Source organism: Streptomyces sp. NBC_00012 (assembly GCF_045040875.1).
Taxonomy (GTDB): Bacteria; Actinomycetota; Actinomycetes; order Streptomycetales; family Streptomycetaceae; genus Streptomyces.
Window position 1 is genome coordinate 1,131,590 of the sequence record NZ_CP108309.1, and the last position, 26,647, is coordinate 1,158,236.

Below are 26,647 nucleotides of genomic sequence, written 5' to 3' on the forward strand. Positions count from 1 at the left end.
GAAGAACTGCCACTGCGGACGAGCGACCGACGGTCCGCGGTGAGGCCCGCCCGGTGAATCGGCCGAGCCGGCCAAGGCCGCGGCGCCGCGATCCCCACGGGCGGCGACGGTCGCCCGGCCGGCCTTCCCGCCCCCGGAAACGGTGGCAGGGCGAAGCCTGCTGAACGCAAGTGAACAGGTTCATCGGAGCTCCGTTGAGGACTGCGAACGTCGGCTACGTCGGGGCTTCCCGCCATCGCACGCAGTCGACTCGCGGCCTTGCCACTTCCTAAAACGCGCCCAGCTTACTGGAGTTGATCTGCACACGCGTCCTTGGTGGGCCCGCACAATCATGAACCGGACGATCTTTGCCTGCTGGGTTCTCGCCGCTCGCGCACGGCATGGAAATGAGCACTCTCCCGCAGCTCACCGAGCCCACACTCCGGTGGCCTCCGTGCGCAATTCGGTGGCGGTCTGGACCGCAGAACCTTCGGTGTGACTCCGGCCGGGGGAGATCCACAGTCCGAGCCAAAGGCCGGCCGGGTTCAGGCCCATCCGGCCGGGCCCTGTGCCGCGATGCGGGCCTGGGTGCTGGTGTGCTCCGCGGACTCGCTCGGGGCGCTGGACAAGCCGCTCGGTCACGTCCGTCCCGGCTGCACCCGTGCGCGTCCCGGACGCGGTCGTCCGTGGCACGGCGGGGATGCCATGGCGGATGTTCTCGGCACGCGACCGTTCAGCCGTCGGCCCTCAGGGCGTGGAGCAGCATCGGTAGCGAGGAGTGCAACTCACGCTGCCAGTACGGCCAGCCGTGGGTCCCCGGTCCGTAGAAGTCGGTGGTCACCTGCTTCGCGCCCTCGCGTTCGAGTTCGCCGGCGAGGGCTTGGTTCTGCCTGTTGAAATCCGCCTCGAGCGCGCTCGTGCTGCCCGGCGGGTCCAAGGGGCCGGTGGTGCCGTCACCGCACGAGAGGTAGACGGGGATCGGTGCGAGGCGCTCGGCCAGGTGGAACGGGTCGTGGGCCGCCCAGACGTCACGTTGCGCGACCGGGTCGCCCCATACCCTCAGCGGGTCGTTACCCTGACCGGCGAAGAACCCCATGATGCGGCTCGTCGACTCGTCGTCGAGCAGTGGGTGCACGGAACCGGAGTACGCCGCGGCCGCCTTGAACATCCCGGGGTGCCGGGCGGTGTACAGCAGGGCGCCCTGACCGCCCATCGAAAGTCCCGCCACGACCCGGTTCCTGCTCGCCCCCCAGCCGTGCTCGAGGAGCAGGCGCAGTTCCTTGGTGTGGAAGGTCTCCCACGCCGGGTCACCGCCCCGGCCGTAGTTCCACCAGTCGCTGTACCAGCCGTTCCAGCCGGCCTCCGGCATGACCACGAGGACGTCGCGCAGGCTGTCGGTCCGCGCGATGTCGGTCCGGGCGGTCCACGACGTGTAGTCCCCGCAGCAGCCGTGCAGCAGCCAGAGCGTCGGCCAGCGCCGGCTCCGGTCGCCCGGGTCCCAGCCATCGGGTGTGAGCAGACGTACGTTCACCGTCCGGCCGCCGAGGGCCGGTGAGCGGACCGACAGGTCGACCTGCCGGTCGGCGACCCGGGTGACCGCGACGACCTCGGCGCCCAGGGCCGGGGCCGCTGACCCGCCCGTCTCCCGGGCAGGTGCCACTGTCGAGGCGGTGGCGAGCGCCGGCGGGGTCGATGCGAGGGCGAGCAGCAGCGCGGCAAGGACGAGCAGGAGGCGGGGTCGGCGGATCGGGATGGCGGTCATGACGGCTCCTGTCGGTCGGTGGTTGCCGGCTCCGGTGTTCTCGGACCGGGCCGGGTCAGCCCCGGTCCGGCAGGATCAGCAGGGCGTCCCCGACAGGGCGTTCGCCGGCCGCGTCGGACGGATTGTTGATCACTTCTCCGTCGACCACCATGGTGGTCGACCCGCCGCCGTCGAGATTGACCGCGTCGCGCAGGCCGAGCGCCCTGGCGACGCCGGCGCTCTCGGGGATGCTCAGCCCGAGCGCGTCCGTGCTGCGTCCGTCGGCGGTGACGAACACGGTCCTGCCGGCGGTGTCCACCCCGGCCAGCGTGCGTGGATTGCGTTTGTGCACCCAGCCGTAGTAGAAGCTCGCGTTGCCGGGCTGCACCATTCCGTCGGTGGCAGGTGTGACGTGCAGCCGGCCGTCGCGGACCAGTTCGGGGCCGCCGTTGAGGATACTGGTCCCCACTGATGGCGAGACCTTGTGGCCGCTGCCGTCCCGCAACGTCCCCTCGATGCGCAGGGGCCGGCCGACCTGCGCCAGAGTGGCCAGCTCGGCGGCGCGCGCGCCGGTCGCCTGCACGGAGCTGCCGCCGGCCGGCAGCGGTCCGCCGCGCGGCGAGCGGAGTTCGAGGACCCGCCCGTGGGCGTCCAGTACGGCCTCCAGGCCGTCGCCCTGTGGCGTCCGCCGCCCGTAGTCCGGTGTGAACGCCACGAGTTCGTGGCGGTCGGTGCAGGTCACGTCGTGCAGGGGCAGCCGGGTCGGGGTGTCGTCGGCGGTGCCGCCGCAGTTCCTGATCAGGCCCGGTACGCGGTCGACGCCGTCCAGGGGTTGCGACGCGTCCCGGCCGACGACCCGTCCCTTCCAGGTGAGCCGGGCGATCCCGCTGTGCCGGCCGGAGTTGCGCATCACCAGACCGGGGCGCCCGTTCACCGGCTCGCTCAGCAGCCGCCCGTCGTAGACGCCGACGCCGGCCGGATCGCCCGGTGCTCCGGCGCTCGGGTCGAGGACGAAGAACCCGCCGTTGACCGCCGCGGTCGCGCCGGCGGCGGCTGCCAGCTCGCTGGTCTTCTCACGGTTCTCCAGATCGGATCCGTACGATGCCCTGAGCCCGCCGCGGAACAGGTCCGGGTCGATGGTGAGCACGTCGATCCGCCACGGGCCGCGGTCCGCCGGGTTCCCGTCCCAGCCCGTGTACACGACGGACCCTGTGTACCCGGACCCTCTCAGCCGGGTGCGCTCCGCCGTCCCGGTGGACTGCGAGCCGAACTGCCCCACCCGGACGCGCCATCCAAGCGTTCCACCGGCGTAGTCGGCGACCGCCGGGGTCGTGACCTCCTCGACCCGGGCGTCAAAGCCGTCCTCCTGCAGGTCGGCTGCCAGCCCGTCGGCGCTCGCCCGGTCCTTCAGCGCCGTCGGCGGCGCATCGGGGTCCGGCGAGGTGGCGCCGCCCGGTATGGAGACCTCGACCGTCCACGCGAGCGCCGGGGCGTCGGCACCGCGCACGATCCGCGTGAGGGTGACACCGGGCTGCAACGTCCGCGTGCTCCGGGTCTCGGTCAAACCGACGGCACCCAGCGGCAGAGCACGCGTCGGCCCCGGCCGCGGCTCGGAGGAGGCTGGCACCGGCGAGGCACTCACCACGGCGAAGAGGGCCAGACCCGTACACGCACCGAGCAACTTGCCTTTCACGTACCCCCCTTGGAAAGAACGGCTCAGCAACGGTGCGTGCGGCAGCGGCCGCCGGTCAAGACGTGTGCACATCCATCTCCTCGCCCGCTCGGGGCAGTTCGACCATGCCAGGCCGTGACGGCCCGTACAGGTCCTGGCAGAAAGACCTGTATGTCCGACCCGGCCTCCCCGAAGCGGGCGCTCCGGTACAGCCGGTACGCCGGGAACCTGCCCTGGCCGGGCTTGGAGGGCGCAGGGCCGGCCGGGGAAGCCGGCGGCGGTGAGTACGCGGAGCGCTCCCCTCCGCGAACGGCCGCGCCTACCCTGGCACGTATGACCACGGGGGACGACCTGCTCCTGCTCGCGATTGTCCCGGGCAGGCGGCGCATACGGATACGGAACGAGGACCGGCTCCAATTCGCCTTGCGGATCTCGGAGTTGGCGGACCTGGGCCTGGCCGGACGGATCGCCGTCGGGCGCCGGCGGATCGAGGTGGTGGACCCCCGGCCCGTCGAGGACCGCCGCCTGAGCAATGTCCTGCACACTCTCTGCACGGCTGCTCCCCCGCCCGGTCTCAAGGACTGGCTGCGCCGGACACCGCGCTCCCTGACCGTCGAGTACCTCTCCCGACTGCAGGACCAGAAGGCGGTCCGTGTCCGTCGGTGGCGCGACTCCAGTGGCCGTACCCGCCACGACATCGTCTCCGTGGATCTGCCGCGCCGCCGGGCGCTGCTGACCCGCCTCGACAGCGTGGTCCGCTCCGGCTCCGCAGGGTCCACCGCGGACCGCGACCTCACGCTCGCCCTGCTCGTCCAGGCCGCGCGCCTCGCCCCTGCCGCCTGGCCAGGACTGCGCGGCATCACCGACCGCCGCCGTATGGCCGCCCTCGCCGCGACCCACCGTCTCGCCCCCGCAACCGCCGGAACGGTCCCGGCCGCCGACGAGGAACTCGCTGCGGCACTGGCCATCGGCGCCGACGTCCTCACCCGCCAACTGCTCGGCGAGCTCGGTGACCTCTACGCCGACTTCACCACCGGCGGCCACGGTCTCGGCCACGGTCTCGACCCGGGCAGTTGGTCCGAGGGCGGCGCAGGCGGCACCGGCCACCACGGCGACGGGCACGCCGGCTGGTGACACCGACAGCCGGGAGTCGCTGCTGTCCGAGCCGCTCAGGGCCGCCGGTTCCCCGCTGCCGCGGACGCGCACGGCCCGCCCCCGGCGAGCGGGCCGCCGCCGGCCCCGATCAGCGGGTCGCCCGGCTCAGCCCACCCTGCCCTTGTGCGCCGTGCAGGGCACATCGGGCCTGAAGCCGGGACGGCCCGACGTGCCGCCTGCTCCTTGACCGGCACCCACTCGACGGCTCATGAAGCGGCTCGGATCATGTGCTCCGGCCCCGTGCCCGGGTCAGCTGCTTCAGTTCGACAATGGTCGCGACGGCGCGGAGCCAGGTGGCCGCGGTGTCGTCGGCGGCGATCCCGCCCATGAGTTCGGTGCCGGTCCGCAGCCATTCCCGCACCACGGCGGCCGCCTCTCGGCGGGGCAGGGGCTCGGGCAGCTCCGCGGCGCGGGCGAGCCCGCCGGCGCGCACGGTGTCGGCGAGGAAGGCGATCGAGCGCGGCTCGGTGCCGAGGCGGTCGAGGATGACGGCTGCGGCCACGGCGCCGTCGCCGAACAGGGCGGTGCGCCGGTTGCCGGGCTCGGCGGTGAGGCCGTAACGCAGCAGGACGGTGATGTCGAGCCGGGCCAGCTCGTCGTCCGTGCGGTCCGGCGGGTACAGGGCGTCATCGTTCATGGCGGGGCCTCGGGTGTCTCGTCTCATCTGACTGGTCCGCTGCGGCTCAGTTGACGGTGACGGTGTAGGTGATGCGCTCGGGGGCCTGTGAGGTCGGGGCCGCGCTCGTGGCCGGGGTGGCGGAGGGGCCGGTCGTCTCGGGGGGCAGCGTGGCGGTGTTGCCCTGGCAGGTGGTGAAGGTGCAGTGCAGAAGCGTGAACCGGGTGGTCCCCTTGCCTTTGGCCTCGAAGGTGAAGGTGAGCCGGCCGCCGGCACCGGGCACCGGCTCGTCGCCGGAGTCCGACGCGTAGTCCTGGCCGCGGCTGACGAGCACCGAGCTGTCGGGCTCGGGGTCGACCAGGTACCAGTACTCGCGGGTGGAGGCGTTCTGGTCGACGGTGAGCGTGAAGCGCTCGCCCGGCGCGGCGGTGATGCTGGTGTCCTTCACCGGGTGACTCGTGGAGCCGTCGGCCGGTTCGTCGGGATCCGAGCCGCAGCCCGTGGCGAGAGCGAGGAGCGCGGCCACCGCGATCGCGGCACCGCCCCTGCTACCGCGGAAGATAGACGCTGTACGCGTTGGGGAGATCACTGTTGGAAGCCTTGCCCATGTGGCCGTTGATGAAGTCGTCCTCGCTGACCCAGGTGGTCGAGCCCCAGGGGTTGTACACCTGAAGCATGTCACCCTCCTGGGCAATGATGGTCATCGCGTGGGCGCCCTCCTCGCCCAAGACGTCGACCGGCACCGGCCGGCCCTCCGCCACCGACTTCTCGACTTCGGTGAGGACCGCCCTGCGGTCGGCGGCGCTGTCCAGGTCCTGGCGCTGGTAGTCACTGCCGGTGGCACTGCCGACGGCGGTGTCGTTGATCCGTTCCTGTCCCTCGGACCCCATGCCGCCCCAGTTCTCGCCACCGTCGCCCTCGGTGTGCAGCCGGTGCTGTTCGGCCACCAGTCGCTGCCTGAAGGCATCGGGGTCGTCCTGCTGCCCGTCGGGGCCGCCGGTGAGGTCGAGCGCGTACAGAGGGTCGACCATGGCGCGGGACGTGACGGTGGACGAGGCCACGCAGGTGCCCTCGGAGCCGTCGCCGCCCTGGATCCACCGCTGGCCGTCGAACGTGACGAAGTCCTTGTTGTTGTTCGAGCCGTCCGAAGCCAGGCCCTCGTCGTTCATGCTGTCCGGGTCGGTGACCACCGGAGTGAGATGCCGGCGCAGCCAGTCGGGGTCCTTGCCATGGATCTTGTCCTGGAACGCGCCGATCTCGGCGACGCTGTGGCCTGCGGCCAGGGCCTTCATCAGGTAGGCCCGCTCCTGAGGGGTCTGCGACTTGGCCAGCATCCGCTCCATGGCCGTCTCGTCGTCGAGGCTCAGCAGGTCCATACGCGTCGACGCGCGCGACAGGTCGCCGGCGGTGAGGATCTCGTTCAGCTCGGTGTCGGCGCCCGCGACGCCGGTGTCGGCGAGCATCAGCTTGTCGACGGCGGTGACTTCGCTGGTCCCCATCTTCCCGGCCCGCGCCTCGGCGGCCCACTTGTTCAGGTCCCGGGCCGCGACGCGGGTGGCCTCCTGCGCCTCGGAGACGGCGTCGTGCATCATGTCGACCGCGTAGGAGCCGAAGTGGGCGGCGTTCTTGCGGTCCCACTCCTCCTCGTCGTTCTCGTGCAGGTTGTCGAAGAAGCCGTCCTTGCCGCCGAGCATCTTCTTCTGCTCCAGCAGTTGTCCACGGCCCCGCTCGTCGTTGCGCTGCGCGGCGCCGATCGCGTCGGCCAGCGTCAGCAGCACCGTCGCGCATCCCTGGAACGCGTCGCTCATCTGGGTCACGGCACGCCCGGCGGCGTTCACCGCGTCGGAGGCGAGGACGCCCGTGTCACCGACCCACACCTCCGGAAGACCCTTGCGGCCCACCCGGTCGACCTGGTCGAAGACGCCGCCGACGTGGTCGACCTCGCCGCGGTAGAGGCTGGCCAGGCCCTCCAGAACGCCGGGGTTCCCACCCGGTGCGGGCACCGAGAGGGCGTCGTCGATCAGGTCGAGGAGCTCGTTCTTGCTCCCGGCACCGAGCATCTTCTTGGACAGCCCGGCAAGCCGCGCGAGGCGGAAGGAAGGGGATTCGAAGAGAGAGGAAAAAAACGACACCGGCCCGTCCCTCAGTAGCCCGACAGGACAGAGGTGCGCCCGCCCTGCGTCGATGTGTCGGTGAGATCGCTCGTGCCGCCGACGTCGACGCTGTCCACGCCCGTCTTCACCAGACCGTCGGTGCCGTGGTAGGACTTCTTGGCCAACTGCACCTTGCCACCGAGCTCGTGCAACGCCGACGCCAGTGTCTTGGCCTCGGCCTCCCATGCCTTGACGAACGCGTTCAGCGCTGACGCGGCGTCATTGCCGCCGGCATCGTCGTACGTGTAGGTCGTGCGGGACTTGACGGCCGAGCTGACGCCGTCCATGTCCGTGCCGGCATCGTCGAGTTGCCGGGCTTGGCCGGTCATACCCGCCTTGATCCGGTAGCCGTCGAAGCCCACCGCGCCTCCCCCGTACGCATTCGATCGTGACCGCGGGCAGGCTAACACCCACTGCTTATATGAAGGATCCCAGGCCAACTGCCACACACGCCTCCTCCACATCACCTGCCCGACGGTGTACCTGGGCGCTCATCCCGGCCCGGGCAATCGGCTGCAACTCGCCGTGGGCATGCGGCCCGTACGAGCTGCCACCGCGGCGCACCCCGCTCTTCCGCACACTCCGAATCGGCGTCCGCACGTCATGGCCGGCCGTGTTCGCCCCGCCGCATGCCCGCAGCCACCGGACTGCGCGGCTCAGGCGAGGTCGTAGTCCCTCCACCGCTGCGAAGGCCCGCCCGTGCACGTCGACAGCTGTACCCGGTCGTTCGCGTTCCTGGCCAGGCACGTTTTCGTCACCGAGTTCTTGATCAGCGCACCCACCGCGTCGTCCTTCTGCACCGACCAGTACGCCGCCGGATCATCGGCCAGGCACTGCTTCATCGCGATCAGCCCGTTTCGTGCCGTCAGGCACAGCCCCGTCGCCCTCTGCCGCAACGCCGTCTTCGGGATGCTGTTGTCCCAGTACCAGGTCTGGTACCCGCCGTAGTTGCAGCCGGTCACATACGGCCCGAAGTCCGCCCGGTAGTCCAGACACTTCCCTGTCTCCGGCATGCCCTCGAACACCGACTTCGAAGCTGCGGCGCTCGCTGACGTCGCGCTCAGACCGATCGTCATCCCGACAGCCGCAACGATCACGGCCAGCCTCTTCCACACCATGAGAACCTCCCACCCGGCAACACCGGGACACATAGACACAATCAGGTACAGGGCCATGCGAGTCTGCCGCACTGTGAGGTTCGTGCGCCAGCATGTGGTCGCCGGCAACACCCGTTCCGCCTAAGGCAGTCGCCGGGGCGCGGCCTCGTTGAGAGGCACTCTTTAACCGGAGTGGTCACAAATGGCGGTGCGGCCCGTCGCAGCCGGGCGGGTGGTGCCCCGATACCCGCCTTTTCGCAGGATTCCATCGATCCCGGTGTTGACGGATTCTGCGCAGCGGGCGGCCGCTCGCAGGTTGCGCAGGGCCTTCAGCAGGGCATCGCTGTCGTGCTTGTCCAGTGCTTGGGAACAGTTGCGGTTGCCGGTGTCCGCCCAGGTGACCATCTGATGCCAGTCGGCTCGTAGGAGTGGATCGGCGGGTACGCGGAACCAGACCGTCTCGAACCAGGCGGCTCTCCCCCAGTTGGTGCAGGCCGGCCGAAGCCTACGGTCCAGCGCGTCCCAGGAATCCTTGGCCGCCCGCGCCGCACGGAGGACGACGGTCAGTTGGTGGTCGTACGAGACCGCGAGGTTGATGAGATCGTCGCCGCTGAGGCGGTACCAGGCTCTGATCTGTCTCAGGCGGCCGACGTCCGACAGAGGTGGGTCCGGGAGGCCCCAGTACTGCACCAGGTTGCGCTGGGATGTGACCTGGTTGGTGGTGAAGCCGAGCAGGTACCCCCGAAAGGCGCCGTCCGTCGCGGTGGCCGCGAGTGCCACGGCACACAGCAGGCTCACCGCGACGTGCCGAGCACGGGATCCGCGGGTCCGGGCGTCGGCGCGGCTGGTGACGCGTGCGTCCGCCGGCTTCCGTCGAAGGCGCAGGAGCGTGGCGGCCAGAGCGGTGATGAGGGCGGCGAGCGCGGACAGGACCAGAGCGTTGTTCAGCACGAACGTGAACGGGAACAACGGCCGCCACCAGGCCGGCCGCCAGGCGCAGCTGTCCGAGAGGACGTTGAGGGGGGTGATGCAGCCGTCCACGGAGACGACGAGGGTCATGCCGGCGAACCCCAGCAGAGTGGCTGTCTGGGCGGCTATCAGGGCACCTGGTAGTCGGTAGCGCCGGTCTGCGGTGCTCGCCACCGCGGCGGCCATGGCTGCGGGCAGGCAAAGCGCCAGCACCAGCAGGGCCGCGTACCGCAGGGCGTAGAGGCCGCCCCGCGCGTCCGGTACCGGCTGTCCGGTGTGGATGTAGGCCTGGATTCCCACGACGGCCACGCACGCCAGTGCCCCACCCAGCAGCCCGGGCTGCATGACCTTGCGCAGAGGCGCCACGGGATCTTCCGGGCGAGCTGCCCCGTCCGGCGCCCAGCGGGGGGCGTCCGCTCCTGGACTCCTCGCCCAGGCGAGCAGCGGCACGGCCCACAGGAGGATGATCGCGAGGGAGCACATCGGTGTGCTGGCTATGTTGTCCAGCTGTGGTAGCACCGTGGCGATGCCGGGAACTCTGCTCAGGTCCCCGGCCGGGGCTGCGGAGGGAAGCCATTGCAAGACCGCTCGGGCGACCATCCGGGCGCTGGGACTGTCCCTGTTCAGGTTCGTGGCCCCGGCGAGCATCCACCACGTGAGCCACGACATCATGGCAAGGGAGGCGGCAGCCATACAGAGTGCGAGGGCGGGGCGCAGAGTCCGGCCTCGCGAGGTGCTGGTCCACAGATGCGCGCACTGGGTGATCCACCATCCGAAGGCTGCTCCCGCCGCCACCGGGACCAGCAGGACCGGCGGTCGTTCCGGCAGCCAGGCCCAGCCCGAGCCGAATCCGCTCAGGACCAGGCCGGCCGACATCCCGGCACCCAACCACCCCCCGGCCCACGCCCCGGAGGGCACTCGGGCACCGGTCAGTACGGCGTACACCACCGCCCGCCACAGGGCGACCACGATCACACCGGTCACCAGCGCACCGGGAATGACGACCAGGACCATCATCAGGTTGGTGGTGAAGTTGACGCGATAGAGCGCGACCTGCCCGAGCACCTGCGGCACTGCCAGGACGGGCACGGCGCCGATGAGGAAGAGCGGCAGGACCGCAGTACGGAACAGCGGCGCGGGATCAGCCAGTGCCCCTTGACGCAGACCCCAACTCGGGTGTGTGCGCCACATTTCGAGGAACGCGTCGAGGGCGCGGCGCACCGCGCTCCCGGGGGGCGTGGCGGTGATGGACCAGCCCTGCGGGTCCGCGCCCCAACGCACTGCGGCGAGGTCGGCATAGATCTCCCGGCTTCGCAACGCGTCGGAGCGCGCAAGATACAGCAGCACGATCATGACGACGGCCAGCACCGCAGATCGGGACAGCCGCGGCACGCCGCCGTTCGCTGCCACGCCGTACATCACATAGCCCAGGCAGAGCACGTACGGCAGTAGCACCAATACCAGGAAGACCCGCCACAGGGCGACCGTGAGGTACGTCAGGGTGATGTCACGGTTGGCGATGTGAGCGAGTTCGTGCAGCAGCACTGCTCGGAACCGCTTCGGATCACTGCGCCGGACGGCGAGCAGGCCGCCGTGCAGGCAGACGACCGGACGGCGCGTACGGCCGAACACCACCGCGCTGACCGAAGTGGCCGCGGGATCGATCACCACGCGGGGCAGTGGCGCCACGCCCGTCGCAGTGCACAGCTCGCTGAGCAGAGCGAGGAGTTCACCACCCTGATCGACCGACTCCAGCGGGACGACACGGCTGCGACGGGCCTTCCACAACGGCAGTACGGCGAAAAGCAGCACAGCCATGACCGTCATCAGCAGGGGCCAGCCGGCAACCTGCCACCACGGCGGAGCGGGTGCCCAGAGAGACAGACAGAAGCGGGAGGCGGTGACCTGACCGGAGATGCTGAGCGACGTTTTCCAGTAGCTGCCGTCAGTGGGGTCCACGCCTGCGGCGAGGCTGCATCCAGCCTCGTCCCCGTCGGTCAGGACCCTGACCACCTCCAGGGTCATGGCCCCGCCGGCGGTCAGCATCAGAAGCAACAGCGTGACGAACCGGGGGCCCGTTCCCGCGCCCAGGACCCTCTCGTCTATCCGAAGTCGCTCATCCGGTCCACGTCCGGCATCCACTAGCCCCGCCCGGTGGCCGAGCCCGGCTCGCCCGGATCAGCCGGCGGCTCCGGTGCCGGCGGAGCGGGCGCGCCCAGCTCGTCGGACAGAGCCAGTTGAGCCACCACCGCATCGGCGATCTCCTCGGCCCGCTCGGGCGCGAGACCACGCTGTGCACTCGCCGACAGGACGAGAGCCCGTACCTCGACCAACTGATCGCGCGTCAGTGGCGGGATCCCGGCCACCGGGGCCGGCCGCCGCAACAGCCGCCGCACCATGCCCGTCACCCTTTGTGAGGCGCGGTCCACCGGCGTGGCCACCATCTGCTGCGCCACCCCGTCGAGCACCAGCCACACGACGGGCGTCACCAGCGCGGCAACCTCGCCGATCCCGAACCCCAGCGGCTCGCGGCGCCCGCCGTTGCGGCTCAGCCGCCGCACCACCGTGGCGTCGTCGAAGCGGCGGAGCCCCTCCATGAGCGGCAGTTCCTCCGGCGCAAGAGCTGCTACGACCGAACGCACCACATCACGCACCGGTAAGTTCAACCGGCCGTCGCCGAGCCTATCCATTCCGGATTCCACTCGTCCCCCTGACGTTCCGCGCCTCTCCCGACCCGCACCGGGCCGGCCTCGAACCAATCACTCTGACATGCGAGGTGACGGTCCGACAGGCGCTTCTGCGGGTCGGCATATTTGGTCGGGACGGGAGTCGTCGCAATCAGGCCGCCCTGCACGGGGCGGCCATGGTGATGATTCACCTGCCAAGCCGTCGAGCGCGAGGCCGGTGTCTCCCCTGCATTGCTCCATGGCCACCCCGATGCATTGCTCCATCGCCGCCCCGACCCGCGCGAACGCATCGAACGCCTACGAGCCCAGGACCGTCCCAACCCTATGGAAACGGCGGCCTTCGCCGGTCGTGAGCCGGCACGGTGCCCCGGCCACAGGGGCACCCCACTGCTCAGCGGGGGTCCGGGTCCTTGAGGATCTGCTCGATGCGGGCCAGCTCCTCCTCGGCGAACTCCGGTCCACGAACTGCCTCGACGCTGTTCTCCAGCTGGGCGACGCTGCTCGCCCCGACGACGGCGGATGTGATCCGGCCGCCCCTTAGCACCCAGGCCAGAGCCAGCTGCGCGAGGGACTGCCCGCGCGCCGAAGCCACCGCGTCGAGCGCCCGCAGCCGGCCGACCAGCTCCGGGGTGACCGAATCCGGCGTCAGGAAGGGGCTGTCGCCGGCCGCGCGCGAGCCCTGCGGGATGCCGCGCAGATAGCGGTCGGAGAGAATGCCCTGCTCCAACGGCGAGTACGCGATGGAGCCGACGCCCAGCTCGTCGAGCGCCGCGAGCAGACCGTCCTCCACCCGGCGGTCCAGCATCGAGTAGCGCGGCTGGTGGATGAGGAGTGGGGTACCCAGCTCCTTGAGGATCCGTGCGGCCTCCCGGGTCTGCTCCGGGGAGTAGTTGGAGATGCCCACGTAGAGCGCCTTGCCCTGGCGTACCGCCGAGTCGAGCGCGCCCATCGTCTCTTCGAGAGGTGTGCCGGGGTCGGGGCGGTGCGAGTAGAAGATGTCGACGTAGTCGAGGCCGAGCCGGGTCAGGCTCTGGTCGAGTGACGAGAGCAGATTCTTCCTGGACCCCCACTCCCCGTACGGGCCGTCCCACATCAGATAGCCGGCCTTGGTCGAGATGACCAGCTCGTCGCGCAGCCGCGCGAAGTCCGTCCCCAGGGCCCGGCCCATCGCGGTCTCGGCGGCACCGGGCGGCGGTCCGTAGTTGTTGGCGAGGTCGAAGTGGGTGATGCCGAGATCGAAGGCCCGGCGCAGGATCTGTCCCTGGGTCTCCGGCGTCCGGTCGCCGCCGAAGTTGTGCCACAGACCGAGGGAGAGCGCGGGGAGCAGCAGTCCGCTGCGTCCGGTGCGCCGGTAGGGCATGGCTCGGTAGCGGTCGGTGGACGACAGGTACATGCGAGCTCCAGGGAAGAGGACGGCCGGGGTGCGCAGGGTCCAGGTTGGCCGACAACGATCCAGCGGTCCAACAGGAGATTCTGCTCGGATTCAGCGACTAGATTTCTCAATCATGGAGTTGCGTCAGCTGGAACATTTCGTCGCCGTCGCCGAGGAACAGCACTTCACGCGTGCCGCCGAGCGTCTCGCCGTGTCGCAGTCCGGCCTCTCCGCCTCCGTCCGGGCCCTGGAACAGGAGCTCCGAACACCGTTGTTCAGCCGCACCACGCGCAGCGTGCGACTGACCGAGGCGGGACGCGCCCTGCTGGTGGAGGCCGAACGCACACTGGCGGGGGCGCGAGCGGCGAGGGACGCCGTCGACGCGGTACGGGGACTGCTGCGCGGCACGCTGTCGGTGGGCGTCGAGCAGTGCGTGCCCGGGGTGCATCTTCCGCGTCTGCTGGCGGCCTTTCACCGCAAGCACCCGCTCATGGAGATCCGGCTCCGTCAGGAGGGCACCGCGAGTCTGGTGGACGGGGTGGCCGAGGGGCGGCTCGATGCCGCTTTCGCCGCAACGGTCAGTTCCGTCGAGTGGCGGGGCGATCTCATCCCGCTGGCGCGTGAGCCCCTGGTCGTCCTGTGCGCGCCCGGCCACCGGTTCACGAGGGCGGAGCGCGTCGCATGGGGTGAACTGCCCGGTGAGTCCTTCATCGACTTCCGCCCCGACTGGGGTCCGCGGCGGGCCGCGGACGCGGCGTTCGCCGGGGCGCGGACGCGGCGCACGGTGAAGCTGGAGGTGAATGACGTGCACAGCCTGCTGGAGTTGGTGCACGAGGGGCTGGGGGTCGCGCTGGTGCCGCACCACTTCTCCCGTAAGCCGGAGGCCCGGGGGCTGGTGACGGTGGAGCTCGAAGGGCCCCTGCGGCCCCACTACGAGAGCATCGTGGTGCTCCCGGCGGCCCGGGCCATGAGTCCGGGCGCACGGGAACTGGTGGCTCTGCTCCGGAGCGCGGGCGGGCTGTGAGGGCAGGCGGGGACCGATGGCTCTGCCCCGTTGCGAATTCGCGTTCTCCGGGACGTCCCGCCGCACAGGTGATCCGCGGCCGGCTGCGCAGACTGCTGATCCCGCTGTGGGCGTTCGCCCCGTTCCCCGTCCTCGCTGTGTCGCTCGTCCCGGTACAGCTCCTGACGACGGTGTGGAGCGTGCCGGACGGACGCCTGGGCAGTTCGCTCGGCGATCTGTCTGCCTTCCTGTTCTGCTGGCTGCTGGGCTTCGCGTATCGGGAGAGCGTCCTCGCACCGCAGGCACCGGGCCGAAGCCCTACGTCTGGACGAATCCCGCAGGCGAGATCCTCGAACGCCTCGCTTCATATCTGAACAGAATCCCCGACCCAGAAGACCAGGGCGTGTATCGGAAGTGCCTGGTGAGGATGACGGAGAGCCCACTTGTGATCCAGAATGATTGGATGGTCACGCTTGAGACTCCCCGTTTGATCCTGCGTCGCTGGCGCGAGGAAGACGTTGCGCCCATGGCTGCCGTCCATGCCGACCCCGAGGTGATGCGGTGGATCCGTGACGGCAGCGTCCGTGACGAACAGCAGACTCGCTGCGGGGTCCAGGCATGGGAGAGCGAGTGGGAGTCACAGGGCTTCGGCCTGTTCGCCGTGGAGATCCGGTCCACCGGCGAGCTGGCCGGGTTCACCGGCCTTTCGGTGCCCGACTTCCTGCCGGAGGTACTGCCTGCGGTTGAGGTCGGCTGGCGGCTGGGACGTTCCCACTGGGGGCAGGGCCTGGCCACCGAGGCCGCTGCGGCCGCTGTACGGTTCGGGTTCGAAGAGCGAGGGCTGGAGCGGATCGTCAGCATCACTCAAGTGGGCAACGACGCCTCCGAACGGATCATGACCAAACTGGGGATGTATCCGGTCCGTGAGACCGTCAATCCCACCTGCGGTCGGCGAGTACGGGTGTTCGAGTTGTCGTCGGACCAGTACGTCACGACCACTCGTTGATGGCGGCACCGAGGACGGTGTCCTCGTAGCGGACCACGAGTCCGTCGTACCCGGTGGCCACGGCTCGATGTCTCTTGAGGCGATTGATGCCGCACTCGAGCGCGTGCCGGGCCTTGTAGTCCTCTGGGTCGAACTTCGGTGGCCGGCCACCGCTGGACCCGCGGGCCGGCTGGGGAGCGATTGCCAGCGACGGAAGGTTGGTCAGGGCCGCGAGACGTTGAGCGGCAGATCTCGGTGGAAGACGGCCATAGCCAGGCCAGGGCCGTTGTAGTCGTCGACGGTCTTCGCATCGAAGCCGAGGCTGCGGCGGAAGGCGATTGAGCCGGTGTTCTCGATTGATGTGATCGCCTTCAACTGCTGTGCACCATGACGTTCTGCTGCTTCAGCGAACGCCGTATACAGACGACGCCCGAGACCTGATCGGTCAGGACCCGGTGGAATTCGGCCACCCCGGCTGGTGCGATGTGTATGTCCATGATGGCGATCATGGCAGGCGCCTTGGGGCGTGTGTCGGAAGTGTTTTGGGTTGGCTCACGTGAGTGCGAGTTCGCCGTCGCGAGAAGTGGCCAACGGGCTTGATCCACAACCGAGTCGGGCGACGCACGATGCTCGGGCCGGGGCCACGGACGCGGTCCCGGCCCGTCTCGGTGCGCCGTGTCTCCAGCCCTCACGACCTCGCGCATGTTCAGTGGCAAAGGCCCGGACGCCGAACGGACAGGTATTGATGCGACGAGTGCGTTTCAGGTGGTGGAGCGGCTTCCTGGACCGTGGCCGGGCTCTGCCGGGCGTGGTGCTGTCACCGGCGGACAGAGGTGGGGCCGGCGGGGCCGGCGCAGGACGGACTCGAAGGCGCGGTGGCCCGGTGGTCGTGCTTGACGTCGGCGAGAAAGAAGTCCCGGATGTCCTCGGCGAGCAGCTCCGGGACCTCCATCGCGGCGAAGTGACCGCCGCGTTCGAACTCCGACCAGTGCCTGATGTCGTAGAGCCGCTCGGCCAGCGGACGCACCGACTGGGTGATGTCGTGCGCGAACACCGCCACGCCGAGCGGCACCGGGCAGGATTCGACCCGCCGCGGGGCCTCGCGGTGCAGCCGTGCCGAGGAGGCCGCGGTGGCGGTCAGCCAGTACAGCGAGACGTCGGTGAGCATCCGATCGTCGCTGATCTGCGAGCGGGGATCCGTCCACTGTGCGAAGCGCTCGGCGATCCAGGCCAGCTGGCCGACCGGTGAGTCGGTGAGCGCGTAACCGATGGTCTGCGGGGTGGTGGCCTGGAGAGCCTGGTACGGCGGACGGTTCGCCATCAGCTGCCGGACCTTGTCCAGTCGGGCTTCGTCGGTCTCGGACAGTTCGATGCCGGCGTCCGGATCCGGCCGGGTCGGCAGGTAGTTGACGTGCACCCCGACGACCCTCTCGGGCGCCACCGCGCCCAGCGCCGTCGAGATGCCCGAACCGAAGTCGCCGCCCTGCGCGCCGTAGCGCTCGTACCCGAGACGGTGCATCAGCTCGGCCCAGGCCCGCGCGACCCGGACCACGTCCCAGCCGCGCTCATGGGTCGGGCCGGAGAAGCCGTAACCCGGGATGGACGGAATCACCAGGTGGAAGTCGCGCGACAGCGGCTCGACCACATCGAGGAACTCCAGGAACGAACCGGGCCAGCCGTGAGTGAGGATCAGTGCGGGCGCGTCCGGTTGCGACGACCGGACGTGGATGAAGTGGATGTTCTGTCCGTCGATCTCCGTGGTGAAGTGCGGGAGTTCGTTCAGCCGGGCCTCGTGCTCGCGCCAGTCGTAGCCACTGCGCCAGCACTCGGCCAGTTCCTTGAGCCGCGCCAGCGGGAAGCCGTAGTCCCATCCGGCATCGGCGACCTCGTTGGGCCAACGGGTGCGGGCGAGCCGGTCGTTCAGGTCGTCGAGGTCGGCCTGGGGGATGGCGATGCGGAACGGCTTGATCATGATCTCGACTCCAAGGGGATTCGCCCGACGTCCAGGCGTCGGGGCGACAACGTCTCACGCCTCAATCGTTTGTGGCACTAACGGTTACTTCCCCGGTGAAGATAGATTGTTAGTGGGACTAACGCAACATGCGATCGGAGCCGGCCCTGCTTCTCGCCACCCTTGCGGAACATCACTGCCGGAGCGTGTGAACAGAGACGCGCATCCCTCCCCGGACAACGCTTACGGTCCCGTGACGTGCCGAAGCAGAGGCGGACGACTCGGCTCCGGGGGGCCTAGCTTGGGCGTATGCGTGTACTGGTCACCGGCGGCGCCGGGTTCATCGGGTCGGAAATCGTGCGGACTCTCACGTCGGCGGGGCACGAGGCGGTGGTGCTCGACGCTCTGCTCCCCTCGGCGCACGGCGGCACAGCGACTCCGCCCGCCGACGCCGACGCCGGCAACGGCAACGGAGGGCGGATGATCGTCGCGGACGTACGTGACCGCGAGGCCGTGGACCGTGCGCTCCGGGGCATCGACGCGGTGTGCCACCAGGCGGCGATGGTCGGCCTCGGGAAGGACTTCGCCGACGCCCCGGAGTATGTGGGCTGCAACGACCTGGGAACTGCCGTGCTGCTCGCGGCGATGGCCGCGGCGGGAGTCCGGAGTCTGGTGCTCGCCGGATCGATGGTGGTGTACGGGGAGGGCCGCTACTCCTGTCCCCGTCATGGCGGGGTCCGGCCGGGCCCTCGGGCGGAGGCCGATCTGACGGCGGGCCGCTTCGAACCGAACTGTCCGCACTGTGGCGCCGAGTTGGAATCCGGGCTGGTGACGGAGGACGCGCCGGCCGACCCGCGCAATGTGTACGCGGCTACCAAGCTCGCCCAGGAACACCTCGCCGCGGCCTGGGCACGCGCGTCGGGCGGAAGTGCGGTGTCGCTGCGTTACCACAACGTGTACGGCCCCGGGATGCCGCGCGACACCCCGTACGCCGGTGTAGCCTCCTTCTTCCGTTCGGCCCTGGCCCGGGGGGAGTCGCCCCGGGTCTTCGAGGATGGCGGCCAGCGCCGGGACTTCATCCATGTACGGGACGTGGCGGCCGCGAATGCGGTGGCGCTGGAGGCGGTCGCCGGACGGCTTCCGGGCAGCTTCACCGCGTACAACACCGGGAGCGGACAGCCGCACACCATCGGCCAGATGGCCGCGGCCCTTGCCTCGGCCCACGGTGGCCCGGCGCCGGTGGTGACCGGTGAGTTCCGGCTCGGGGACGTACGCCATGTCACGGCGGACTCGCGGCGGCTGCGCGACGAACTGGGCTGGAAGCCGGAAGTGGGGTTCGCCGAGGGAATGGCCCGGTTCGCGGCGGAACCGCTGCGGGAAGCGGCCGCAGGTCCGTCCGTCTGAGAGCCTGTCGGTTGGCCGCGGCCGGGCGGCCACCCGACGGGATCCGGGGCTCAGGCCTGCGGCAGGGTCACCTGAAGCAGCAGCCGCCGGTGACGTTGCGGACCTCCGCCCGGCCGACGTGCGCCTCGACGGTCCCGCGCACGATGGCCAGTCCGAGCCCCGCACCGGCCGGGGGCGTACGGGCATGGCTGCCGCGCCGCCGGTGTCGAAGACCCTGGGCAACTCCTCCTCCGGGATGCCGCCGCAGCCGTCCGTCACCGAGAGGACCACCCCGCCGCCCGTGCGGTGCGCGGCAACCGCGACGGTGCCGTCGGCCGGGGTGCGGCGGATCGCGTTGATCAGGAGGTTGCCCAGGACCCGGCTCATCTCCTTGCCGTCGACCTCGACGGGCACTGCCTCGACCCGGTCGCCGACCAGCCGCACCCCGTGCTCGCGGGCCAGCGGGTCCGCACCGGCGAGCGCGTCACCCACCAAGTCGTGGGCGGAGATCCGGGTGGGGCTCAGAGTGAGCGAGCCGGCGTGGATGCGGGAGAGCAGGTCGCCGAAGTCCCAGCCCCAGACCCCGCGTATCAGCTCCTCCCGGGTGAACACCCGGCCCGGGTGGCGCAGCAGGTAGGCGAGCAGGTCGAACTCCCGCAGGGTGAGGGCCAGCACCCGGCCCTCCCACGTCGCGCGTCTGGCCGCGGGGTCCAGGACGAGGCGGCGCGCCTTCGAGCAGTTCCGAGCGGCCGGAGGGGGTGGCGGCCCTCGCGCGGCGCAGTACGGAGGCGACGCGCAGGACGAGTTCGCGGGGGCTGAACGGCTTGGTCACGTAATCGTCCGCCCCTGTCTCCAGACCCAGGATGCGGTCGTCCTCGTCGCCGCGCGCGGTCAGCATGATGACCGGCACCGGTCCATGCGCCCGCATGCGGCGGCAGACCTCGAATCCGTCCATGCCGGGCAGCATCAGGTCCAGGACTGCCAGGTCGGGGCGCCGGGCGGCGTACCGCTCCAGCGCGGCCGGACCGTCCGCCGCCCGGGCCACCTCGTACCCGGCCCTGGTCAGGTATTCGGTGACCATCTCCGCGACGGTGGGGTCGTCGTCCACCACGAGTACGTGGCCGCGGGCGGTGGCCGGGGCGCCGGGGTTCGTGGCCGGTGCCCGGCAGGTCTGCCGGCCGGGGTGCGCCGGAGGCTCCCCGGCGGCGGGGACGGGCGGCGGCGTGTCCGTCATTTGCATGCCACCACCTTGGCCACCACCTTGGCACCCGCGCCGGCGAACCGGGGACGGCCTCGTGCCGCCGCCCGACGACGTCCAAATTTCGTAAGAATCCGGAACCCGAATTGTCCGCTTTCGCTCCGTAGGGTGATCCGGGTGAACCTTCCCTCCCATGCTTCCGGCCCCCGTGCCGACGTCGTCCTGCCGTGCCTGGACGAGGCCGCCGCACTGCCCGGGGTGCTGGCCTCGGTACCCCGTGGCTGGCGGGCGATCGTCGTGGACAACGGCTCGACCGACGGCTCGGCGGAGCTGGCCCGCTCACTCGGCGCGGTGGTGGTGCATGAACCGCGGCGCGGCTTCGGGGCCGCCTGCCACACCGGGCTGCTCTCCGCCGAGGCTGAGTTCGTCTGCTTCTGCGACTGCGACGGCTCCCTGGACCCCGGACTGCTGACCGGCTTCGTCCGCCGGGTCGCCGACGGCGAGAGCGATCTGGTGCTCGGCCGTCGCCGTCCCGAGGGGCGCGGCGCCTGGCCGCTGCACGCGCGGGCGGGCAATGCGGCGCTGGCCCGCATGGTGCGCCGCCGCACGGGGCTGCGGCTGCACGACCTCGGGCCGATGCGGGCCGCGCGCCGGACCGATCTGCTGGCGCTCGATCTCACCGACCGGCGCAGCGGTTACCCGCTCCAGATGGTGGTACGGGCGGCCGACACGGGGCTACGGGTCACCGAGACGGATGTGCCCTATCTCGCGCGTACGGGGAAGTCGAAGGTGACCGGCACCTGGCTGGGCACCTGGCACGCGGTGCGCGACATGCGGGCCGTGCTGGGCGAACCTCCGGTCCGGGCGGGGGTCTCCCGATGAGCCCGGCCGCGCCCGACACCGCTCGCGCGGCTCCGACCGGGGTGACGACCGTGCTGGTCATCGCGAAGGAGCCGCTGCCCGGCCGGGTCAAGACCCGGCTCACTCCGCCCTTCTCCCCCGAGGAGGCCGCGCGACTCGCCGAGGCGGCGCTCGGCGACACCCTGCGTACCGTCGCCGCGCTCCCCGCCGCGCGCCGTGCGGTCGTCCTGGACGGGGTGCCAGGGCCGTGGCTGCCACCCGGCATCGAGGTGGTGGCGCAGGGCCCGGGAGGTCTCGACGAACGGCTCGCCGCCGCGTTCGGCGTCTGTACGGGGCCGACGCTCCTGATCGGAATGGATACCCCACAGATCACTGCGGCCGATCTGGCCCCCGCGCTCTCCCCCGGGGGCTGGGAGGGCTGTGACGCCTGGTTCGGTCCCGCCGAGGACGGCGGTTTCTGGGCGCTGGGCCTGGCCGCGCCGGACCCCGGGCTGCTGCGGGGTGTGCCGATGTCCGTGCCCGAGACCGGTACCGTGCAGCGGCGCCGGCTGGTCGAGGCCGGGCTCGCCGTGCGCGATCTTCCCCGGCTGCGGGACGTGGACACGGCGGCCGACGCCGTGGATGTCGCCGCCCTCGCACCGCACGGGGCCTTCGCCGCCGAACTCGCCCGGCTGACCCGGGAGGCGGTCCGATGAGCCGCACGGATCCGGACCGGGGCGTGCTGAGCGCTCCGCTCCCGGACGTCGCATGGGGCACCGACCCGTACGCCAACGCTCTGCGTAACGGGCACGGGCCGCTCTTCCTCCGTCGTACGGACGGCTGGCTGCTGCCGTTGGACGTGGAGCGCTGGTGCGCCGTCGCGGACGCCGCGGACCTGTCGGCGCTGCGCCGCTGCGAGGGCCCCGTCCTGGACATCGGGTGCGGGCCCGGGCGGCTGGTCGCCGCGCTGGCGGCGCGCGGGCACCGGGCGCTCGGCATCGACGTCAGCGAGGCCGCGGTCGAGCGCGCACTACGGCTCGGGGGTTCCGCCCTGCACCGGTCGGTCTTCGAACCGCTGCCGGGCGAGGGGCGTTGGGGCACCGTTCTGCTGGTCGACGGCAATGTCGGCATCGGCGGCGACCCGCGGCACCTTCTGCACCGTACGGCGGAGCTGCTCGCCCCGGGCGGCCTCCTCATCGCCGAGACCGCGCCGCAGGACATCGACGAGCGGGTCCGGGTCCAGCTGGACGACGGACGCGCCACCGGCTGTGGACCGGCCGCGGCCGACCCGTTCCCGTGGGCCCGGCTCGGCACACCCGCACTGCTGAGATATGCCCGCGCCCACGGGCTGCACCCCGTCGATCAGTGGGACGCGGACGGCCGCTCCTTCGTCTCCCTGCGGCGCAGCCGGATGGTCCGGATCACCAGCCAGAGCCCGGAACCCAGGAACAGCACGGCCGTGATCAGCAGCCAGTTCCCCAGGAACACATCGAGGGAAAGCCCGCTGTACGGCTCGTAGAGCTCGGCCTGCCGGGTGATCAGCGGGAACCACACGAGCAGCAGCAGTCCGGAGAGGAAGGCCGGAACCCGGACGAAGTTCACCGAGCCGGGATGCCGGCCGAGACACCGGCGCAGCAACAGGTCCGCCGACGCGTAGACCGGAACCAGCACCAGGTCGTGCACCAGGGCCGCGCCCACGAACCACAGGACGACACCGGGAGTGTCGCCCGCCAGCAGTCGCACCCCCGCGTATCCCGCGAGAGCGAAGGAGGCGGCCATCAGGACGAGGTGCAGCGGACCCTCGCCGTACCAACGCCGTACAAAGACCTGGGGGCTGGCCCTGTTCACAGTTCTCCAAAGGTCAGCCGGCCCACCCACTTGGTGTTGAGCACGCCGGGTGCGGCCGGGACGATGATCCGGGCCGGATATCCGTGATCGGGTGACAGGTCCTCGCCGTTGACCTGCAAGGCCAGCAGCGAGCGCGGGTCGCGCACCTGGTTGTCGCGGAGTGCCGCCCGGCGGAACGGCCCGCTGCGCTGGACTGATTCCACCAGTACGCCCGGTGGCCGGTCCGGGTATCCGGCGAGGGCCGCCAGATCGCTCAGCCGTACGCCGCGCCACCACTGGTCCGAGGTGGACCAGCCCTCCACGCAGGCGATCGGCAGCGCCACGCTGTACTGGTCCATGGCCAGCAGCTGCTCACGGGTGAACCGGAGGTTCCCGGCCGGGCCACTGACGGTCAGCCACCAGCCCTCCCCTGTCTCGGCCGTGGTGATGCCGACCGCGGCGGCCGTCTTGTTGATCTGGAAGCCGTTGGGTCCCGATCCGGGTTCGGCGGCGCCGTGCGGGGTGAGCAGGGCCAGCAGCCTCGCCGGCCCGTCGAAGCTCCGTCCGGCCGAAGTGACCAGCAGGAGCAGTGAGCCCGCGCCCACCATGGCCAGCGCGCCACGCCGGGAGAGGGTCGGCTCCGCGGGATCGGGGGACTCCAGCGGGTCGTCGCGTACCTTCCCGCTCAGTCCGCCCGACCGCAGCACCCGTACGGCCTGCGGCACCCGGAGCCCCGCGTGGGCGAGGAACGCGGCGAAGAACACCCATGCCCCGTAGAAGTGCAACGGGTAGAAGGAGCCCGGAAACAGGTACTCCAGCTGGATGTTGAGCAGCCCCGTGATGAACTCGAACAGCACCCCGCCCACCAGCAGCAACAGCGAGATCCGCTCCAGCGCGTGCCCGACGGAGCGGACCGGCGGCAGCGCGAAGAGCTTCGGGACCACGGACCAGAGCTTCGCCAGCAGCACGGGAACCAGGACGGTCCCCACGGTGACATGGAGCCCCTGCGTCAGCCGGTACAGCCAGTGCGGCCCGGTCGGCCAGGCGAAGAGGTAGAAACCCAGCAGCCCTTTGTCGGGCGTCTTGTCGTTGACCGGATTCAGGTCCGGGTTGTAGGCGGCGTAGGACAGCAGGCCCGTCACGAAGAGCAGCGTGATCCCGGCGAGCAGGACGAGTCCGAGGACCGCGGTGAAGCCGACTCCTCGCACGGGGCTGCGCCAGAACCCGGGCGCCGAGGGGAGCCGTTCGAGGAGCGTCGCGGCACGGCCGGAGGAGAACCGGGAAAGGGAAGCGTGAGGTGTCGGACTTTTCCGACGGCTGTCGCCCATGCCCCGACGCTATGTCCGGGACCCCGGGGCGGGAGAGTTGCGACTCCTGACGAAACGATGACGTCACCCCTCGGAACGTACGGGCCCGGCACCCGCCCTCCTGCCCGGCCCGTCCAGGGTCTTTCGTTCGGATCGGGCCGGATCAGGGAGCGGGGCACGCGAGCCCGGCATGATCCAAACGAGAGGCCCTGGACGGCCCGGGAATCTGACGGCTCGGTGACGCGCCCCGCCGGCGCCCGGTTCCGGGGGCCCGCCGTGCGTACGGTGCCTGCGTGAAGACCGAGGACCGCACCGAGCACATCACCGAGCCGCTGCCCGCAGAGCGCTCCGGGCACCGCCGCGACCTGGCCGCCGTCGGCGTGGGCGTCGTACTGGTCACCGCCGCCGCGCTCGTCGGCCGGGCCATCGAGAGCGCCGACCACTCCCTCTTCGTGCACTGGCCGCCGATGCTCGCGTCCTGGTACCCGCATGGGGGGATCGGCACGGTGGCCGCGCCCACCGTCGCCACCGCCGTCATCGTCCACGGTCCGCTCCTGGCCGTCCGGTTGCGCTGGCGGACGCTGCTGCTCGGCTGCTACGCCGCCTCGCTCGCCTGGGTCTTCTCGCTCGCGCTGATCGACGGCTGGGGGCGCGGCGTCGCCGAACGCCTCACCACGAAGCACGAATACCTGCGTGCCATCGGCCGCTTCGACGACATCGGCGCCGCTCTGCGCACCTTCGACGACCACATCCTGATCGGACCGCCGGGCAACTGGCCCACCCATGTCGCCGGACATCCGCCGGGCGCCACGCTCACCTTCGTCCTCCTGGACCGCATCGGGCTCGGCGGCGGTGCCTGGGCCGGGGTCTGGTGCGTCGTGACCGCGGCCTCCGCGGTGGTGGCCGTCCTGATCGCGCTCCGTGCCCTGGCGGACGAGCGCATCGCCCGCCGGGCCGCACCGTTCGTCGTCCTCGCGCCGGTCGCGGTCTGGGCCGGCACCTCGGCCGACGGCTACTTCACCGCGGTGGCCGCCTGGTCCGTGGCCCTGCTGGCACTGGCCTCGACCCGCACGGTCCGCAGCCCCGCAGCCGCCGCGCTGGGTGCGGGACTGCTGTACGGCCTGCTCTGCTACCTCAGTTACGGTCTGCCGCTCATCGCCCTCCTCCTCGTCGCCGTCCTCGCACTCGCCCGCACGGCCCGGCCGCTCCCCCTCTTCGTACTGGGGGCTCTGGTGGTGCCGGCCGCCTTCACACTGGCGGGGTTCAACTGGTGGGAGGCGTACCACCTGCTCGTCGAGCGCTACTACCAGGGCGCGGGTGGAGTCCGGCCGTACTCCTACTGGGTCTGGGCCAACCTCGCCTGCACCGCGGTCGCCGCCGGACCGGCGACGCTCGCGGGCGTGCGTCGTGCGGCGGCGGATGCGCCGAGCGCTCTGCGTTCGAGGGCGGCGACCGCCCCGGAACGGCTGATCGTACTTGTGCTCGTCGCCCTCCTCGCCTTGCTGGCCGCTGACCTGTCCGGGATGAGCAAGGCGGAGACGGAACGGATCTGGCAGCCCTTCATCATCTGGCTGCTGCCCGCCGCCGCACTCCTGCCCGCACGGCACCGGCGTGGCTGGCTGGCCGCGCAGGCGGGGGTGGCCCTGACGGTCAACCACCTGCTCTGGACCGGCTGGTAGCCGCGGTCCCGGGGCCGGTGGCGTGCTCATGGCGGAGCGGAATCCCCCCGCGTTCCGGTCTTCCGCGCTCGTCAGTGACGACGAGGGCTTTTCCCCGACGTGATCAGCCTACGTGTCTGCATCCCCACCGCGAACGGCCCCACGAGCCGGCGGGGCCACCGTCACCGCCGACCATGCAGGGGCTCGTTAGTCTTGCTCGTTCGAAAAGCATGGCCACCAGTGCCTGCGGTCAACTGAGGGGATGGGCGTCGTGAGCGACATATGGATCGGTGAAAAGGTACGTCTGCGCGGCGTCGAGCCCGGGGACTGGGAGGGCTTTCGCTCCTTGGCCCAGCACACCGTCGACGCCCGCAACGCCGACCGGGTCGAGCCGCCCCGCTCCGCCGAGAGTTTCCGGGCCTGGACCGCCGACCGCGCCGTCCGCGCTCCGGGCGGCGAGGCGTTCCGGCTGGTGATCGAGACGATGGCCGACCGCACGTTCTCGGGATCCGTGACGGTCGGTGAGACGGACACACGTGCCGGACGGTTCAAGACCGGGATCGAGATCATCCGTGATCACCGCGGTCGAGGCCACGCGACCGAAGCCAGCGAGCTGATTCTCACGTACATGTTCGCCGAGCAGCGCTACAACAAGTGCGAGGTCGAGGTCTATCCGTTCAACGACGCCTCGCTCGCCCTCTACCGCAAGCTCGGCTTCACGGAGGAGGGACGGCTGCGGCAGCACGAATTCTTCGCAGGCAGTCACCACGACGTCGTGCTGCTCGGCATCACCGCCGACGAGTACTGGGCCACACACCGGCGTCCGACCGTGCGCTGAACGCCGTCGCCCCGATCCAGCCCGTCGCGCGGTGATCGATCCGAGCGGATTCGTCACGAGGGGTAGGCCCGCACAGCTCTGTTGTTATACGTTCCGTCCAACAGCTTGCTAGACGCGACGTCTAACAAGTGATGGAGGCGCTCGGCAGCCACGCACTCATCGGTCAGGTACGGGATGGGGTCGCGGCCGGCCGGCGTCGAGTCGATCTGTCGAATC

At 70.9% G+C, this 26,647-nt stretch carries 22 protein-coding genes and 3 pseudogenes; 10 read left to right on the top strand and 15 right to left on the bottom strand.

The window, feature by feature from the left end; all coding sequences use genetic code 11:
- Positions 1-712: 712 nt before the first annotated feature.
- Positions 713-1,741, bottom strand: coding sequence for an alpha/beta hydrolase (locus tag OHA19_RS05450; RefSeq protein WP_405719372.1), 1,029 nt, complete (start codon positions 1,739-1,741; stop codon positions 713-715).
- Positions 1,742-1,796: 55 nt separating this feature from the next.
- Positions 1,797-3,413, bottom strand: coding sequence for a phosphodiester glycosidase family protein (locus OHA19_RS05455; RefSeq protein ID WP_405749521.1), 1,617 nt, complete (start codon positions 3,411-3,413; stop codon positions 1,797-1,799).
- Between the two features lie 312 nt (positions 3,414-3,725).
- Between OHA19_RS05455 and OHA19_RS05460 the strand changes: the two genes are divergently transcribed.
- Complete coding sequence (locus tag OHA19_RS05460) at positions 3,726-4,526, top strand: GPP34 family phosphoprotein (protein ID WP_405719367.1); 801 nt, start codon at positions 3,726-3,728, stop codon at positions 4,524-4,526.
- A 244-nt stretch (positions 4,527-4,770) separates the two neighbouring features.
- Here OHA19_RS05460 and OHA19_RS05465 read toward each other — a convergent pair whose 3' ends face one another.
- The 8 genes from OHA19_RS05465 to OHA19_RS05500 all read right to left on the bottom strand — a co-directional run bounded on the left by OHA19_RS05465 (position 4,771) and on the right by OHA19_RS05500 (position 13,462).
- Positions 4,771-5,184, bottom strand: a complete 414-nt coding sequence (locus OHA19_RS05465) for a hypothetical protein (RefSeq protein ID WP_405719365.1) — start codon at positions 5,182-5,184, stop codon at positions 4,771-4,773.
- A 46-nt stretch (positions 5,185-5,230) separates the two neighbouring features.
- Positions 5,231-5,689 (bottom strand): protease inhibitor I42 family protein, encoded by a 459-nt coding sequence (locus OHA19_RS05470; protein ID WP_405719362.1) that lies wholly within the window; start codon positions 5,687-5,689, stop codon positions 5,231-5,233.
- Between the two features lie 22 nt (positions 5,690-5,711).
- Positions 5,712-7,295: a peptidoglycan-binding protein gene (locus OHA19_RS05475; RefSeq protein WP_405719360.1), complete on the bottom strand. Its 1,584-nt coding sequence runs from the start codon at positions 7,293-7,295 to the stop codon at positions 5,712-5,714.
- Positions 7,296-7,306: 11 nt separating this feature from the next.
- Complete coding sequence (locus tag OHA19_RS05480; protein ID WP_405719358.1) at positions 7,307-7,678, bottom strand: hypothetical protein; 372 nt, start codon at positions 7,676-7,678, stop codon at positions 7,307-7,309.
- A 294-nt stretch (positions 7,679-7,972) separates the two neighbouring features.
- Positions 7,973-8,434, bottom strand: a complete 462-nt coding sequence (locus OHA19_RS05485) for an RICIN domain-containing protein (protein WP_405749523.1) — start codon at positions 8,432-8,434, stop codon at positions 7,973-7,975.
- A gap of 162 nt (positions 8,435-8,596) precedes the next feature.
- Positions 8,597-11,428 carry a M48 family metallopeptidase gene (locus OHA19_RS05490; RefSeq protein ID WP_405749525.1) on the bottom strand — a complete coding sequence of 944 codons (2,832 nt, stop codon included), beginning with the start codon at positions 11,426-11,428 and terminating at the stop codon, positions 8,597-8,599.
- 95 nt (positions 11,429-11,523) lie between these two features.
- Entirely contained in the window at positions 11,524-11,979 is a 456-nt protein-coding gene (locus OHA19_RS05495) for a hypothetical protein (protein WP_405719350.1), read from the bottom strand.
- Between the two features lie 481 nt (positions 11,980-12,460).
- Positions 12,461-13,462 (bottom strand): aldo/keto reductase, encoded by a 1,002-nt coding sequence (locus OHA19_RS05500; RefSeq protein ID WP_405749527.1) that lies wholly within the window; start codon positions 13,460-13,462, stop codon positions 12,461-12,463.
- Positions 13,463-13,574: 112 nt separating this feature from the next.
- Between OHA19_RS05500 and OHA19_RS05505 the strand changes: the two genes are divergently transcribed.
- The 3 genes from OHA19_RS05505 to OHA19_RS05515 all read left to right on the top strand — a co-directional run bounded on the left by OHA19_RS05505 (position 13,575) and on the right by OHA19_RS05515 (position 15,450).
- On the top strand, positions 13,575-14,465 hold the full coding sequence (locus OHA19_RS05505; protein WP_405719344.1) for a LysR family transcriptional regulator: 891 nt from the start codon (positions 13,575-13,577) through the stop codon (positions 14,463-14,465).
- 68 nt (positions 14,466-14,533) lie between these two features.
- The gene (locus OHA19_RS05510; protein ID WP_405719341.1) at positions 14,534-14,818 is read left to right on the top strand and encodes a hypothetical protein; all 285 of its coding nucleotides are present in this window, start codon (positions 14,534-14,536) and stop codon (positions 14,816-14,818) included.
- Between the two features lie 89 nt (positions 14,819-14,907).
- On the top strand, positions 14,908-15,450 hold the full coding sequence (locus OHA19_RS05515; protein WP_405719338.1) for a GNAT family N-acetyltransferase: 543 nt from the start codon (positions 14,908-14,910) through the stop codon (positions 15,448-15,450).
- Positions 15,451-15,651: 201 nt separating this feature from the next.
- Here OHA19_RS05515 and OHA19_RS05520 read toward each other — a convergent pair.
- A pseudogene (locus tag OHA19_RS05520) lies at positions 15,652-15,870 on the bottom strand (GNAT family N-acetyltransferase); the annotation flags it as partial.
- A gap of 376 nt (positions 15,871-16,246) precedes the next feature.
- A complete protein-coding gene (locus OHA19_RS05525; RefSeq protein ID WP_405749529.1) occupies positions 16,247-17,401 on the bottom strand; it encodes an epoxide hydrolase family protein in 1,155 nt (384 codons plus the stop codon).
- Positions 17,402-17,689: 288 nt separating this feature from the next.
- Between OHA19_RS05525 and OHA19_RS05530 the strand changes: the two genes are divergently transcribed.
- Positions 17,690-18,784: an NAD-dependent epimerase/dehydratase family protein gene (locus OHA19_RS05530; protein ID WP_405719335.1), complete on the top strand. Its 1,095-nt coding sequence runs from the start codon at positions 17,690-17,692 to the stop codon at positions 18,782-18,784.
- A 50-nt stretch (positions 18,785-18,834) separates the two neighbouring features.
- Here OHA19_RS05530 and OHA19_RS05535 read toward each other — a convergent pair.
- Together OHA19_RS05535 and OHA19_RS05540 are read right to left on the bottom strand one after the other, a co-directional pair.
- Positions 18,835-19,327: pseudogene (locus OHA19_RS05535) on the bottom strand (sensor histidine kinase); the annotation flags it as partial.
- Positions 19,319-19,844, bottom strand: a pseudogene (locus OHA19_RS05540) (response regulator transcription factor); the annotation flags it as partial. The pseudogenes OHA19_RS05535 and OHA19_RS05540, both read right to left, overlap by 9 nt.
- Positions 19,845-20,138: 294 nt before the next feature.
- Between OHA19_RS05540 and OHA19_RS05545 the strand changes: the two are divergent.
- From OHA19_RS05545 to OHA19_RS05555, 3 genes are read left to right on the top strand one after another with little or no spacing between them, the layout of a single operon-like run.
- Positions 20,139-20,843 (top strand): glycosyltransferase family 2 protein, encoded by a 705-nt coding sequence (locus OHA19_RS05545; protein WP_405719332.1) that lies wholly within the window; start codon positions 20,139-20,141, stop codon positions 20,841-20,843.
- Complete coding sequence (locus OHA19_RS05550) at positions 20,840-21,517, top strand: DUF2064 domain-containing protein (RefSeq protein ID WP_405719329.1); 678 nt, start codon at positions 20,840-20,842, stop codon at positions 21,515-21,517. Before OHA19_RS05545 ends, OHA19_RS05550 begins: the two co-directional genes overlap by 4 nt.
- The gene (locus OHA19_RS05555; RefSeq protein ID WP_405719326.1) at positions 21,514-22,320 is read left to right on the top strand and encodes a class I SAM-dependent methyltransferase; all 807 of its coding nucleotides are present in this window, start codon (positions 21,514-21,516) and stop codon (positions 22,318-22,320) included. Before OHA19_RS05550 ends, OHA19_RS05555 begins: the two co-directional genes overlap by 4 nt.
- A 325-nt stretch (positions 22,321-22,645) precedes the next feature.
- On the opposite strand, the gene OHA19_RS05560 is transcribed toward OHA19_RS05555, so the two are convergent.
- Positions 22,646-23,956 carry a molybdopterin-dependent oxidoreductase gene (locus OHA19_RS05560; protein ID WP_405719324.1) on the bottom strand — a complete coding sequence of 437 codons (1,311 nt, stop codon included), beginning with the start codon at positions 23,954-23,956 and terminating at the stop codon, positions 22,646-22,648.
- A 272-nt stretch (positions 23,957-24,228) separates the two neighbouring features.
- Here OHA19_RS05560 and OHA19_RS05565 point away from each other — a divergent pair, with 272 nt between their 5' ends.
- Both OHA19_RS05565 and OHA19_RS05570 read left to right on the top strand, forming a co-directional pair.
- Entirely contained in the window at positions 24,229-25,614 is a 1,386-nt protein-coding gene (locus OHA19_RS05565; protein ID WP_405719322.1) for a hypothetical protein, read from the top strand.
- 250 nt (positions 25,615-25,864) lie between these two features.
- On the top strand, positions 25,865-26,431 hold the full coding sequence (locus OHA19_RS05570; RefSeq protein ID WP_405719320.1) for a GNAT family N-acetyltransferase: 567 nt from the start codon (positions 25,865-25,867) through the stop codon (positions 26,429-26,431).
- The last annotated feature ends 216 nt before the right edge of the window (positions 26,432-26,647 follow it).